The organism is Sphingopyxis sp. (assembly GCF_036261875.1).
Classification (GTDB): domain Bacteria; phylum Pseudomonadota; class Alphaproteobacteria; order Sphingomonadales; family Sphingomonadaceae; genus Sphingopyxis.
In genome coordinates, this window is record NZ_DATAJZ010000021.1 from 1 (window position 1) to 14,249 (window position 14,249).

At 63.3% G+C, this 14,249-nt stretch carries 11 protein-coding genes and 1 pseudogene; 8 read left to right on the forward strand and 4 right to left on the reverse strand.

Annotated elements, in window-relative coordinates; genetic code table 11:
* Positions 1-115: 115 nt before the first annotated feature.
* Both VHO04_RS09270 and VHO04_RS09275 read right to left on the reverse strand, forming a co-directional pair.
* Positions 116-355, reverse strand: a complete 240-nt coding sequence (locus VHO04_RS09270) for a hypothetical protein (RefSeq protein ID WP_329628060.1) — start codon at positions 353-355, stop codon at positions 116-118.
* A 175-nt stretch (positions 356-530) separates the two neighbouring features.
* The gene (locus tag VHO04_RS09275; RefSeq protein WP_052208266.1) at positions 531-1,544 is read right to left on the reverse strand and encodes a serine hydrolase domain-containing protein; all 1,014 of its coding nucleotides are present in this window, start codon (positions 1,542-1,544) and stop codon (positions 531-533) included.
* A gap of 133 nt (positions 1,545-1,677) precedes the next feature.
* On the opposite strand from VHO04_RS09275, the gene VHO04_RS09280 reads away from it, so the two are divergent.
* The 5 genes from VHO04_RS09280 (at position 1,678) to VHO04_RS09300 (ending at position 8,960) form a co-directional block, all read left to right on the forward strand.
* The gene (locus VHO04_RS09280) at positions 1,678-2,418 is read left to right on the forward strand and encodes a GntR family transcriptional regulator (protein ID WP_052208263.1); all 741 of its coding nucleotides are present in this window, start codon (positions 1,678-1,680) and stop codon (positions 2,416-2,418) included.
* Positions 2,415-3,719, forward strand: a complete 1,305-nt coding sequence (locus VHO04_RS09285; RefSeq protein WP_054588695.1) for a hypothetical protein — start codon at positions 2,415-2,417, stop codon at positions 3,717-3,719. Before VHO04_RS09280 ends, VHO04_RS09285 begins: the two co-directional genes overlap by 4 nt.
* Positions 3,720-3,996: 277 nt before the next feature.
* Positions 3,997-6,063, forward strand: a complete 2,067-nt coding sequence (locus VHO04_RS09290; protein ID WP_176473446.1) for a TonB-dependent receptor — start codon at positions 3,997-3,999, stop codon at positions 6,061-6,063.
* A 55-nt stretch (positions 6,064-6,118) separates the two neighbouring features.
* Positions 6,119-7,666, forward strand: a complete 1,548-nt coding sequence (locus tag VHO04_RS09295; RefSeq protein ID WP_082665267.1) for a carboxylesterase/lipase family protein — start codon at positions 6,119-6,121, stop codon at positions 7,664-7,666.
* 106 nt (positions 7,667-7,772) lie between these two features.
* A complete protein-coding gene (locus VHO04_RS09300; RefSeq protein WP_062900416.1) occupies positions 7,773-8,960 on the forward strand; it encodes a serine hydrolase domain-containing protein in 1,188 nt (395 codons plus the stop codon).
* Positions 8,961-9,245: 285 nt separating this feature from the next.
* Here the strand turns inward: VHO04_RS09300 and VHO04_RS09305 are convergent, their stop codons facing one another.
* Positions 9,246-9,656, reverse strand: a complete 411-nt coding sequence (locus VHO04_RS09305; RefSeq protein ID WP_054588691.1) for a hotdog fold thioesterase — start codon at positions 9,654-9,656, stop codon at positions 9,246-9,248.
* Positions 9,653-10,531, reverse strand: a complete 879-nt coding sequence (locus VHO04_RS09310) for an alpha/beta fold hydrolase (protein WP_039575377.1) — start codon at positions 10,529-10,531, stop codon at positions 9,653-9,655. Before VHO04_RS09310 ends, VHO04_RS09305 begins: the two co-directional genes overlap by 4 nt.
* Positions 10,532-10,599: 68 nt before the next feature.
* Between VHO04_RS09310 and VHO04_RS09315 the strand changes: the two genes are divergently transcribed.
* The 3 genes and pseudogenes from VHO04_RS09315 (at position 10,600) to VHO04_RS09325 (ending at position 14,022) form a co-directional block, all read left to right on the forward strand.
* A complete protein-coding gene (locus tag VHO04_RS09315) occupies positions 10,600-11,100 on the forward strand; it encodes a MarR family winged helix-turn-helix transcriptional regulator (RefSeq protein ID WP_223181259.1) in 501 nt (166 codons plus the stop codon).
* Positions 11,101-11,590: 490 nt separating this feature from the next.
* Positions 11,591-12,573: pseudogene (locus VHO04_RS09320) on the forward strand (helix-turn-helix domain-containing protein); the annotation flags it as partial.
* A 192-nt stretch (positions 12,574-12,765) separates the two neighbouring features.
* Positions 12,766-14,022: an IS701 family transposase gene (locus VHO04_RS09325; protein WP_021243113.1), complete on the forward strand. Its 1,257-nt coding sequence runs from the start codon at positions 12,766-12,768 to the stop codon at positions 14,020-14,022.
* The last annotated feature ends 227 nt before the right edge of the window (positions 14,023-14,249 follow it).

The following is a 14,249-nucleotide window of genomic DNA, read 5'->3' on the forward strand; positions in this document are numbered from 1 at the left end:
CACGGTTGAAGTGTGCAAACTCCACCATAACGATGAACCCGGTGGCCACCAGCGACGCCGCATTCCGGGGTGGGGCATGCCCCACCCCGGAATACACCATCGCCTACACCGGAAATTACACCACGAGCGCGGACGCTAACACACCAAGGGCCTGCGCAGCCTGACGCGCACGCTGATCGCAGCGGTGCCAGTCATACCGCCAAACCGGCTCATCGACAGCCTTCGAGACGATCTCCCTCTCGCCGTGCGCGCGCGCGGCATATTCCAATATTCCGCTGATCAGCAGCGGCGCGTCCTGCATCAATCCCCGTAACATGCTGCATCCTTCTTCGCCCCACTGCGGCGTCGCGTGCAAGGTTCCGCCCCTCGGGTATGATTGCCGCGCGGGCTGTCAATAACCGTCATCATTTTGGTCCAGCGGCAAACTCCACGTGCCGCGTTTCCATTCGGCCAGCAATTCTCAATGATCATATTGCAGCGGCACGGCCTAGGTTCGATCGGCCCCGACATGTTTTCGGCCGCGTTTCAAATTAGTCACTCGCCGCTTTCAGCAACAGTGACAGGAACCGCCAATCGGACCAATCGCCTTTTTCCCCCGCCGCCAAAGCCGCCAGATCGAGTTTCGCCTGCCTAACGATTGTAAGCCGAAGCGACGGAATGATATAGAGGCGTTGATCGCCCGCGCCGGCGGCGACGACCATATCCGCCGGGAGTTCGTTGGCATGACTGGTGATATCGGTGGACCGGGTAACAATATCGACAGCCGGCGTGCTACGGGGCAACCACCAGGTGAGACCGTAGGCCGGATTGGCCTGGCTACCCTTGAACAGCTCGGCGAACGCCAGTTCATCGACAAGCGGCTTGCCGTCGAGCTTCCCACCGCCGCGGACGAACTCGCCGATCTTCGCCCACTCGGACGCTGCCAGCACGAGGCCCTGCGGCATGAGCGGTGCGCCATCGGGGCCGCTGCGCCAACTGCCTATGGTAACCCCAAGCGGAGTGAGAATGCGCCGCTCCACATAATGGCGAGCGTTGCCGTCTTGGCCCTTGGCAACGAGCTTGCGCCGCATGATCTCTCCAAAGATTTGCATCGGGGCGGGACCATATTGGAATTTGCTGCCCGGCGCCGCCGTGAGCGGTGCCTTCACCGAGTCCAGATACCCTTGGGCCCTGCCGACGGTCGATGCCTGGCCGCCCGTCATCGACAGCAATTGCCGAAGCGTGATCTGTTCCTTTTTGGGGTCGCCCCTCCATTCAGCGAGTGTCTCCGATGCCCGCTCGTCGAGGGTTAGAAGTCCATCCTGTGCGCCCGCCGCCGCCATCAGCCCGACAAGGCTCTTGGTGCCCGACCAGAGTTCCTGCGGCGTCGCGATGTCTGCCGATCGGCAGCGCACTTTGCCATCTTCAAGTATCAGCAGCGCAACGCCGGAATTAGCCTCAGAATAGGCGATCGCTTCGGCACAGCCGGGAAGAGGGGCGGGTTCGCCTGCCGCGGCTGGCTGTGCCGCAACCGCGGCTGCGAAAAAGAGGATGGTGCGCTTCAAGATCCGACTCCGATTTTCCGATGCTTGTCATTCTCCATATTATCGATAATAAATTCATTCGCAATCATCGATTGCTCGTGTGCGCTGCCCGATTAGGATGGCGCCGCGAGCAGGGAAAGCCGAACGGAGAGACATGGCCGCGACGAAGACCGACGACGACAGCGCGCCGACGCAGGACCGCGTGATCGCGCGCCTTTTGACCGACGACATCGTCGAATGGCGGATTCCGCCCGGATCGTGGCTGCGCGAGCGCGAAATCGCCGCGCGCTTCGGAGTGAGCCATGCGCCGGTGCGCGAGGCGTTCCGGCATCTCGCGCGGATCGGGCTTGTCAAGGTCGTGCCGTGGCGCGGCACCTATGTGATCGATATCGACGAGCATGCTGCGAACGAGGTCTATGAACTGTGGAAATCGCTGTTCGGCGTCGTTTGTCGCCTTGCGGCCGCCGAAATGACCGACCGCGACGGGCGCGAACTGATGCACCGGCTTGTCGAATATAAGGATGTCACCCAGCGCACCGACAATACGTTCGAGCATATCAAGGTCTCGAACCGCATCGGTCGCTTTATCGCCAAACGCAGCAATGCGCCGCTCGCGCTCGAGCTCCTCGATCGGGTCGCGCTGCTCGCGCGCTGGCAGCACAATGTCTATACTGACAGCTATATCGAGACGCATGGCAACGAGGCGGCGAAGCGATCGGCCATCCTCTACGACGCGCTTTGCCGCCATATCGTCGCGCGCGATGGCGATGCCGCCGATGCGGTGGCGCGCGATCTGATCGGGGTTACTCAGAATAGTTTTGGGCGCGCACTCGAGGAATATAAGGCCCGCCACGCAAAGCCTAAGCCCAGCCGCCGCCGCGCAAAAGTGACATGAGCCGTCTCCCGACCGACCGCCGCACCTTGCTTAAGGCGGGCCTCGCGGCGCCGATCGCATTGCAGGTTGACTCCGCTGCCGCTGTATCCCTGGATTTGACCATGTTCGGCCCCGGACGCCTCTTCGCCGACGTCCAAAGCTATGCCGAGGCCGGCAACAAGCAGTCGGGCGGCGCGGGCGATCGCTGGACCGCCGACTGGACAGCGAAGCGGCTGTTCAGTGCCGGATTCGAAGTGGATCGCCAGACGTTTGACGTGCCTTGGTTCGAGGCGTCGCATTGCGAACTTACGCTCGGCGACCACACGATACCGCTCGTCGCACAGCCGCTCGCCGTCGAAACCGGCGAGGCCGGTCTCGCTGCGCCGCTGCGCCTCGCAGAAATCCCTGAACGCCTCGACGGCGCGATCGCCGTCGTGCGCCTGCCTTTCCGCCGCTGGTCGAGCCTCGTAGATCGTGCAGTGCGCGAGCCGCTCGCCGATGCGCTTGCGCGCGGTGCGAACGGGGTCATTCTCATTACGACTGGGCCGACGGGCGAGGCCTTGCTCCTCAATGTCCCGGCCGGTCATCCTGTATCGGACAAGCCACTTGCCTTGCTCGCGCCGCGACTCGCCGCCCCGGTGATTGAAGCCGCGCGCCACGGTGCCGCGGCGAAATTAGCGCTTCGCGGGCGCGGTGGGATTCGGGCAGCGCAGAATATAATCGGGCGACGCGTTCGCTCCGGTCGCCCTTGGCTCGTCGTCTCTACGCCGCGTTCAGGCTGGACCGATTGCGCCGGCGAGCGGGGGCCGGGTATCGCGATGTGGCTCGCGCTTGCCGACTGGATGCCCCGAGCGTTTCCGCAACACAGCCTGCTCTTCCTGTGCAACAGCGGGCATGAATATGAGAATCTCGGTGCGAGCCATATCGCCGACAAGGTGGGTCCAGCCCCCGGCGAGACCGCTTTCTGGTTTCATCTCGGCGCCAATGCGGCAGCACGTGACTATCAGGAAATGCCGGGGCGCTTGCTGCCGCTGCCAAGCGCCGATCCCTATCGTTTTCTCATGACATCGCCCGAATTCGTGACGTGTGCGCGCGAGATATTCAAAGGCCAGCCGGGGTTGGAAATGGCCTATCCTTCGGCGGAAGGCACAGCGGGCGAACTCTCGGAAGTGATAAAGGCCGGCTACGTGCGTCATGCCGGCATCTTTGGCGCACACCGTCATCACCACGCTGTGACCGACGATTTATCGACGGTCACACCTGACCCCCTTGCCGCTACGGCGCGGGGCGTCCGCGACCTGCTGAGCGCCGTCGTCTCTTAGACCAGCGAACCACCTGCAAAGACATTGCGCTTTCCGGCTTGACTTGCCGACGGTTTTGCACAAAATTATCGATAATAATTGCGATAACAAGATGGGGAGAGTGACCATGGGACGCAGAGCGAACCTTCTTTTCTGCACGGCCGCGATTTGGGTAGCCGTCGCTCCGCCTGCTTTCGCTCAAGACGCACCGTCCGAAGCTCTTCCGGACGCGGCTGAAGCGGATGATGACGGCGCCATAGTCGTAACGGCGCGCCGCCGCGAAGAGCGGCTGGCCGATGTGCCGACCGCGGCGTCGGTCATCGATATCACGTCGCTCACCGATCGCGGCGGCGCCACGGGCAGCGGCGAACTCCTCGCCGATCAGCCAAGCGTTCGCTTCAACAATCTGAACTCGTCCGTCACGTCGGAGATCTCGATCCGCGCTTCGTCGACCGCGCGTGCCACCAATGGCGACCCGAGCGTCGGGCTCTATCGCAACGGTGCCTATATCGCCGGCGGTCCGGTGGGCGGTCGCAACTTCACGCGGCTCGACCTGCTCGACATCGGCCGCGTCGAGGTTCTGCGCGGGACGCAGGGCGCGCTGTACGGCCGCAACGCGGTCGGCGGCGCGATCAATATCATCTCGGCCGAGCCCGAATTCGATCTCTCGGGCTGGGCGAGCGCGCGCTATGGCTTCGAGAACAACAGCTTCCAGACGCAGGGCGCGATCAATGTCCCGCTCGCCGATGGCCTGGCGATCCGCATCAGCGGCGATCTCGTCGAGCAGGACAAGGGCTTCTTCTACAATCCCGACAACGACGTCTATTTCGACCAGCAGAAGGGCCACGGACTGCGCGGCCAGATCCGGCTGAAGCGCGGGCCGGTCGACGCGATCATCACGGCCGAGACCCAGCGGCTGACCACGCCGACGATCCATTACCAGATATCCATTCCCGCGGGCACGCCAGGCTTTCCCGGCGGTTATACGCAGGATCGCTTTCGCTACCCCTGGAACACCGCGCCGCGCGCCAGCCAGGACGTGGACGGCCTTCAGGCGCTCGTCCGCGTGGATCTGGGCGGTGCCGACCTGACGTCGACAACCTCCTTTCGCAAGCGCACGTCCGAATATGATCTCGACAATGACGCGATCAGCCCCGCCGAGCTGGCGCGTGCGCGCGCCGCGGGGCAGATCGGCGCTCTCACGCCGCTCGATGCCAGCACCGCGTCCTACGTCGTCGACACGACCGACAATTTTTCGCAGGATATTCATGTCAGCGGGGCGAGCGATCGCTTCACATGGCTGGTCGGCGCCGAAATGCTGTTGCTCGACAGCGATTTCTCGGTGGCGACGACGCGCACGCCGACGCTCGCCAATCCGTCGCCGGGCAATATCGCGCCCGCGCGGCTGCATTTCGAAAGCTATGCGGCCTATGGCTCGCTCGGTTTCGACATCACCGACAGCCTCAACCTGACCGGCGAACTGCGCTATACCCGCGACAGCCGGAGCATCTCGGCGCGGCTTTACGATTTGGGGACTGGCCTGCCCACCGGCGGGCCATCGCGGATCATCGACGACAGCATCAACGCCGACAATCTCTCCTACAATGCGACCCTCTCGTACAAGCTCACGTCGAACATCCTCGCCTATGGCAAGGTCGGCAGCAGCTATCGGGCCGGCGGGTTCAACACGCGCCTCTCCGATCCGCGCGCGCCGAGTCCTGTGCAGGTGCTGTTCGGCAACGAAAACAGCACGTCTTACGAAGTCGGCATCAAGGGCAGTCCGATCCGCCGCGGCTATTTCGCAATCGCGGGCTATTACACCGAGCTTGAAGACCTGATCGCGCAGGTCGACGATGGCTGCGCGCTCACCAATCCGGCGTGCCCGATCGCCGCGGTCGCCTATCTAACCAACGCAGGCGATGCGAAAAGCTGGGGTATCGAGGCCGAATATAGCCAGGGCTTCGATCTCGGCGAAGGCAATGGCCGCCTCGCCTTGAGTGGCTCGCGGCAAGAGGGCAAGGTCAAGAGCGGCCGCTATGACGGGCTGGACCTTGCGCAGGTTCCCGACTGGCTCGCCTCGGCCAACCTCAATCTGCGCTACCCGGTCACCAAGGATGTCGCGCTGACCAGCAATGTCCTGATCAGTGGTCAATGGGGCGGCAAACAGGAGCTGACAGCGACCTCGGTCGACCTCGATGATTATGTCCTCGTCAATCTTCGGGTCGGCGTCGACTTCGGCAAGATCAGCGTCAGCGCGTTCGCGAACAACGTCTTCGACAAGGTTTATTTCGTCGCGCAGGCGCCGACGATCAACCGGTACAGCCAGCCTCGCGTCGTCGGCGTCGAAGGACGCATTTCTTTCTAGGTCGCGCTCCCGTCCGCGGCCTCCAGCCGCTGGTCGGGAAGGGTAGGAGGGCGCAATGCGGCATTTGGTGATGGCAGCACTGTTCGGTGCCGCGATGCTGACCGGATCGGTGTCTGTCGCGGCGGCGGAGACGGCCCCCGCGGCGACAATCGCGCAGGGGCGCCTTGCGGGCGCGCGCACGGGGGACGTCGAGCGCTTCCTTGATATTCCTTTCGCCGCCGCACCGGTCGGCGCTCTTCGCTGGCGGGCGCCGCAGGCACCGCCGCGCTGGCGGGGCGTCCGCGATGCCGCAAAACTCGGCCCGGCTTGTCCGCAGACGGTGCGCCCCGCACTTGTCGCGGGCGGGGTAGCCGAGCATCAGTCTGAGGATTGCCTCCAGCTGAACATCTGGCGCCCGGCGGGGGCGCGAAAGCTGCCAGTGATGGTCTGGATCCATGGCGGCGCCCATGTGGTCGGTTCGGGCACCTTCCCGGTTTTCGACGGCACCGCCTTCGCGCGGCAAGGTGTGGTTTTGGTGACGATCAACTATCGGTTGGGCGCGCTCGGTTATTTCGCCCATCCCGCGCTCAGCGCGGCCAAGCCGCGCGGCGAGGCGCTCGCCAATTACGGCCTGATGGACCAATTGGCCGCCCTGCGGTGGGTGAAGAAAAATATCGCCGCATTTGGTGGCGATCCGCGCCAGATCACCTTGTTCGGCGAATCCGCCGGGGCGATCGGAGTGACGACGATCCTTGCCCAGCCCGAAGCCAAAGGCCTGTTCGCCAAGGCGATCGTTCAGTCGGGCGTTGGTCTCCTCGATCCGCGCCCGCTTGGCGAGCAAGAAGCGCTAGGCGCGGCGTTGGCAGCGCGCGCAGGTGCGCCGCCTTCAGCATCGCTCGACGCGCTTCGCGCGCTGCCCGCCGCCGCGCTCGTTGCCGCTGGCGAGGTCCGGACGCCGGGCGCGATGACCGGCCCCATCCTCGACGGCGACCTGGTACGCGAAGCGCCTTGGCGCGTCTTTGCGCGTAGCGAGCCGATCGACGTTCCGCTCCTCGTCGGCGCGAACAGCAACGAGGCGAGCGTCATCCTTGCCATGGGCGTGCCGCCATCCGCCGCGCTCGCCTATCTAGGGCGCGACCAGGCGGCGGGCCGGGCCGCCTATGGCATGGGGCTGGCCGATGATGAACTGGCGCGCCAGGTGTTGGGCGACGCCTGGTTCGTCGCCCCGGCGCGCTGGCTCGCGGCCCGGACGGCGGGAGGGGCGCCTTCGTATCTCTATCATTTCGACTATGTCGCAGCGGCGCGGCGCGACCGCGCCAAGGGCGCCGCGCACGGGTCTGAAATCCCCTATCTGTTCGGGACGCTCGACTATTTCGCGTCGGTCGCCGGCGCCGTCGGTGACGAGGATCGCCGCTTCGGCGAAGGCATCGCCGCCTGCTGGGTTGGCTTCGCCAAGACGGGCGTTCCTGGCTGCGCACTCGTTCGCGACTGGCCGCGTTACGATGCGGCAAGCGACCGTCTCGCAAAATTTGCGCCCGAGTCTGGCGTCGTCGCCGGCTTTCGCAAGGCGCAGCTCGACCATCTGCTCAATGTTCACTTCGGGAACGGCCAGCCCAGGCCCTAGCCCGTCCGGCCGCGCTAGGCCCTCCGTTTCGACGATGTGCAACGAAGCTGGGAGAGAGAAAATGGCTGGAAGAACGAAATGGATGTGGCTTGCCGCTGGTGCGGCGATGGCTGGGGCTGCGGCCTTTGCGGCGCAGGGCGGGTTCGGGGGCAACGGCGGCGGCGAGGCGCGTCCCATGGTGCAGCTTCCGCCTGCGGCGCCCGCTGCTAAAGCGTCGACGTCGGCGGCATCGGCGCCCGCGGCCGCCAGCCTTTCGGCCACCGTCGGCGGTTATACCTATGACTGGACCGCGTTACAGTCGGCAATCGACGCTGATACCGAGGTCGATAACGGCTATTTCATCGTCGGGAATGCTTCGGATCCCGACTATCTCTTCGCTTACGAGAAGGGCAGCTTTGGTATCGATCGGGTGACCCCGCTTGCGTCGGCCTCCAAATGGTTCGCCGGCGCGCTGGGGATGCGCATGGTGCAGGCTGGCATCGCGACGCTCGACGATCCGATGCGGCCGCCGCTTGCCTTCTGGACCACGATCGGAACGAAGAAGGATGTCCAACTCAAGCATGCGCTGTCGATGACGTCGGGCTTCAATGCGAGCCCGCTCGTTGGCGGCTGTCAGCTGCTTCCGGCCATGACGCTCTACAATTGCGCGAAGAGCATCCACGATTTGCGCTATGATATTTTGCGCCCGGGCAACGCGCCCGGCGCGCAATATAGCTATGGACCGCACGGCCTTCAGGTCGCCGCTGCCTATCTGGAGGCAAAGGATATAAGCATTGCGCCCGGCACGTCACCGGCACGCCAGCGCAATTTTCACGAACTGTTCGCGCAGCATGTGACGACCCCGCTCGGGATGACGAGCACGACCTGGTATGACCCTGCGGGAAGCGCTCCCACCAACCCGTGGGTCGCGGGCGGCGCCTATTCGACGCCGCGCGACTATGCGAAACTTCTGCGTGCCTTCCTTGGCGGCAGCTTTATTACCGATATGACAAGCTTCACCCAGCAACGTACCGCAGGCTTGCCGCGCGTTTTCGTGCCGGCGAGCGCGGGCAATTGGGAATATGCGCTCGGCTCCTTTGTCGAATGCGACACGCCTTCGGCCTGCGCGACGTCCAAGATCAATTCCTCACCGGGTGCCTATGGTTGGACCGGCTGGATCGATCGCGAGACCGGCTATTACGCTTTGATCGCCACCGAAATATCGAGCGGAGGCGACCGGAAAGGCGTCGAGCTCGAACAGGTCATGCAGGATCTGATCGAGGATGCGATCGCGAATCGCACCCCGGCGCCCTGACCTGACCCAGCAGTCTAGTCACGCAGCACAGGAGAACTTGATCTCCATGCGCTGCGTGGCTGGCCTGTCGGACTAGGCAAAGTCGACGGCTCAAAGGCGAGCGGCCAAACCCGCGTGTGACCGGCAGGGAGCCGATTTGACTGAATGGCCGATGCGCGGCCGTCCGGTCGTGGGTTCGGCCTAGGGACACGTCGCCAAAAAGCGTGTCGCTGCCGCCACTGCCTCGGCTCCGAAAGCTGCTGGGCATGCATCTGGCCGCGCAGATTGGCTCGCCTCGGGCGGTTATCAGGCGACGTAGGCCCCTCTACCACTCGCCACCAAGGTTCCGTCTGCGGCTAGGATCCGGGTAGCCGCGACGCTTATCTGCCGCCCTAATTTCACCGGGCTGCCGATCGCGCGAAGCGGCCCCAGCTTGGCCGGTCGGTGAAAATCCACATGGAGGTCCGCCGTCGCCCGCGCAGCACCCCCCATCGCGATGATCGTATAGAGGCCGGTCAGATCGATCAAAGCCGATACGATGCCACCATGCGCCGCGCCGACCGTCGGATTTGAGATGATTTCGTCTCGCCAAGGCATGGAGATCACCAACTCGTTGGCGCCGACCTCAGCGATGCTGAGCCCGAGCCAGCGGTGAAAAGGGGCCAGCGCCAATAGGTCACGTAATTCCTCAAGCCCCGGGACGGCGGGGGCATTCATGATTTCATTTCCGCTTCATGGATGCCGAGCAAAAACTCTAGGATCGATTGCCCGAAAGCGTCGTTCTCGTCCCCCACCACCATATGAGTCGCATTCGCAATGTCGCTATACGCCATATGAGGGACAAGGCCCTGGAAATGCTTGACGGCTTCCAGCGAGACGAGATCGCTTGACCCGCCGCGGATCAGATGCACCGGCAAGGTCAAGCAGGCAGCGGCCGCGCTGAGCTCGGTGCGGCCATGGTCGCTGGAAACGCCGCCGCCCTGCTGCGTCACTCTTTCGATGAAGGCGGGGTCCCAGTGCCAATAGAAGCGTTCATCGTCCTTGCGGCGCAGATAGTGTGCTAGCCCGGCCGAAGCCTTCCGGCTGGGGCGATGGGGCAGATAGTCGGCAATGACCTGTGCGGCCTCTTCCACCGACGCAAAACCATCGCGCGCATGCGCCGCCATGAAACCGACCACGCGGGCGACGCCGCTCGGTTCCATCTGAGGTGTGACGTCGACCAGCGTCAGCGATCCGAAACTTCCCGGTGCGCATTTTCCCTCGGCGATGATCCCGGCCAGGCCACCAAGAGACGCGCCAATCAGCGCCGGTTTGCTCGCCGTCGCCGCAGCGATCTCGACGAGATCGGCCGCAAAATCGGAGATATCATAGGCTCCGTCGCTGGCCCATGCACTCTCGCCGTGCCCGCGCATATCGACTGCGATGGTCCGGAAACCATGGCTCGCGAGCCGGTGGGCTACCGCCCTCCATGCCCTTCGGGTCTGTCCGCCGCCGTGCGCGAGGATTACCGGTAATCCGAGTTCCGGGCCATCAACCGACGCTGCGATTTCATGGCCCGCTTTCCCGGCAAGCGTGATCGACTGATCAATCATTCCACGATCATACTATATCATATCTTACAGTAAAGGGTTTTCAGAATATGATGTTGGCTCTACAGTCCATGACGATGGTTGAACCTCGCAATACAAGCGGCATCTCTCCCGCGAAAAGTCTTCTGACGGCCTCAGACGAGTTTGTCTTTCTCATCGAGGAAGTGCCCCGCAAACTGCGTCGGAAGTTTGATGCCTCAACGGCGCGCTTCGGATTGACGCGAACCCAGTGGCGCGCGCTCGTCTATATCTATCGGACCCCGGGCATGACCCAAACCGACCTCTCCAAATGCCTCGAACTGGAGCGTGCCAGCGTTGGCCATGTTGTCGACCAGCTGGAAAGAATGGTGCTCGCGGAACGGCGCGCTGCCAAGGGCGACCGGCGCGTCTGGGAACTTCATCTTTTGCCCCGAGCGATCGAAATCCTGCCTCAGCTGCGCGCCGAAGCCGACATGATCTACGCGCGACTGCTCCATATGATTTCCCCAACTGAGATACGCGCGATGCGCTCATTGCTGACGAAAATGTCCGGCAATCTCGAAAGCGGATCGGAAGACATGCCTCCTCGATAGGAGCCGTGGAAGATTTGAAATGGCCGACGCCATTCATCGTCAGCAAGCCGATATCCCCAACTGGCACCGCTCGCGTCTGAGGCGGCGCGCCGCGGCCGTTCTGCCCCCGCTGCATCAGGTTGCCAGCACTGACGGCTAACTAATTGCGAATATCGCGGCACGGAGCCCTACCTGCCTCCCGCCGTGTTGCAGAATAGTCCGATCGAGCCGGCAATCGTTCGGCGGTGAGCGCCCTCCCGCGAGGCGGGCCGCTCTTGGCTTCGCGTGCCAGCGCCAATTGACCGACGAGCTATTTCGTGCAACGAGTTGTCTACCAAGAAACGAACCTCTGCGTGGAGACCGACATGGCTCAACCCGAGCGCTTCATGTGAGGGCGGATTGCCGGTGCTGTCCGCCGTCAGCACCAATGGCACAGATTTGAGGTTGTGATTTAAGGAGGATTTGGGCTTCGTCGTAGTGACTAAGGAACGAGGATGAAGCCCAATCCTCCTTGAAAAAATCGGCGCCGAAGGCCCCTGCTGAGCGGCTGGTGAAGGACATACGGCGTGCGACGCGCCGGCACTTCTCTGCAGAGGACAAAATCAGGATCGTGCTGGAAGGCCTGCGCGGCGAGGACAGCATCGCCGAGCTGTGCTGCAAGGATGTCATCGCCCAGAGCTTGTATTACACGTGGTCGAAGGAGTTCATGGAGGCGGGCAAGCGGCGCTTGGCGGGCGACACCGCCCGTGCCGCGACCACCGGCGAGGTGCACGACCTGCGCCGCGAAGCCCGTGCCCTTAAGGAATGCGTGGCCAATCTGACGCTGGAAAACCGGTTGCTCAAAAAAAGCATGATCGCGGATAGGGCCGACGACGAATGAGGTAACCCGCATCCGAGAAGCTGGAGATCATTCGGATCGTCGAGCAGTCGCACCTGCCGGCCAAGCGCACGCTGGAGCAGTTGGGCATCCCGCGCCGGACCTTCTAACGCTGGTACGACCGCTACCTCGAGCGCGGGCCGGAGGCGCTGGAGGATCGGCCATCGGCCCCGAGGCGGGTGTGGAACCGCATCTGCGATGATATCCAGCAGCAGATCATCGACATGGCGTTGGATACAACCGACCTGTCACCCCGCGAGCTCGCGGTGCGCTTCACCGACGAGAAGCGCTACTTCGTGTCGGAAGCCACGGTTTACCGTATGTTGAAAGCCCATGACCTGATCGCCAGTCCGGCCTTCATCGTGATCAAGGCCGCCGACGGGTTCCACACCAAGACGACGCGGTCGAACGAGATGTGGCAGACCGACTTCACCTACTTCAAGATCATCGGCTGGGGCTTGGTGTACCTGTCGACCGTGCTCGACGACTTCTCCCGTTATGTCATCCTTTGGAAGCTGTGTACCACCATGCGGGCCGGGGATGTCACCGACACGCTGGAGCTGTCCCTCGAAGCTTCCGGATGCGCGTCGGCCAGGATGATCCACAAGCCGAAGCTGCCAATGGGCCCGGCCAGCATATTGCCCGCGCCCCTTAATTCGTCAGGGAAATGGGCGGCGAGGAATTGCCGCATTTCGGTGCGAAATGCGTCTTCGCTCGTCTAGCACTACTTTGGCAGAAGTGTAATTTTTGGGATTCCCCTTCGGAGGAATGCGTGATTCATAGGGAGCCAGCTTTTGTGGAGGCTGGCGATGGAAGAGGATTGGCGGCGGGACCTCGAACAGTGGCTTGAGCCGTATTTGCAGGCTCTGGCCAACAAGACGCGGCGGCGGATGTGTCCGGCTTATATCGCCGGATTGATAGGCCCGGGCGATCGCAAGAGTATCCAGCCGATGGCAGCACGCATCGACGCGCTCAGCTATGACCGGCTACACCATTTCGTCGGAGCAGGGATCTGGGACAGCGCGCCGCTGGAGGCGACGTTGTGGCGACAGGCTGATGAGCTGGTCGGCGGCGACAAGGCCTGGCTTATCATCGACGACACAGCGCTACCCAAGAAGGGCAAGGCCTCGGTCGGTGTCGCGCCGCAATACGCCACGGTGTTGGGCAAGAACGCCAACTGCCAGACCTTGGTATCGGTGACGTTGGCCTCGGGAGAAGTTCCGGTCATGCTGGGTTTGCGGCTGTTCCTGCCGGAAAGCTGGACCAGCGACACTGCACGGATGGCCAAGGCGGCTGTGCCCGAAGCATTTCGGGCCTATCGCACAAAGCCTGACATCGCGATTGAGGAGATCGACCGCATCATCGCTGCCGGCGTGCGCTTTGGCTGCGTCCTGGCCGATGCCGGTTATGGCCTGTCCGCACCGTTCCGGCAGGCGCTCAGCGCACGGGGCCTCTGCTGGGCGGTCGGCATCCCCCGCCACCAGAAGGTCTATCCCTCAGACGTGCAGTTGATCTTCCCGGTGGCGGGACGTGGACGACCGCGTGTCCGGCACGTACCCGACGTCAAATCCCTGGCCGCCCATACCATGCTGGAGGAGGCGAAGTGGCGGAAGATCAGTTGGCGCCGCGGAACCAAAGGCCGTCTGAGCGCCCGCTTCGCTGTCATGCGCGTGCGGATCGCTGATGGCGCGCCACAGCGGATCGGTGCTGCTGGCGCACAGCACATGCCAGGCGAAGAGGCTTGGCTGGTGGGCGAGCATCGCTCCAGCGGCGAGCGAAAATACTATCTTTCCAACCTTCCCGCCGACACGCCAGCCAAAGATGTCGCCGGCGCCATCAAGGCGCGCTGGGTCTGCGAACAGGCGCATCAGCAACTCAAGGAAGAACTTGGTCTCGACCATTTCGAGGGCCGCTCGTGGACCGGGCTGCATCGCCATGCGCTCATGACAATGATCGCCTATGCCTTCCTGCAAACACGAAGGCTCGCTCAGACGGGGCGGAAAAAAAAGAGTCTCCGGTCCGCCCCCTCAGCCGAGCCTACCGGCTGTACGCCAAGCTATCCTTGACCGCTTATCGCGCGCGCCGCCGCGCCATTGCCCTCATTGCGGAGGATGCCTGGCAACTGCACATCCTGCAATTCTGCCAAAGTAGTGCTAGGCCGTGTTGACAAAAGGGATTCCCAAATCCTCCTCCTTCTGATTCAAGACTGCTTTTTGAGGATCAGTCATGGGTCGCGGGGATTTGTCGGATGCGGAGTGGGACCTGATTGGGCCGCTGCTGCCGCCTGAACGTG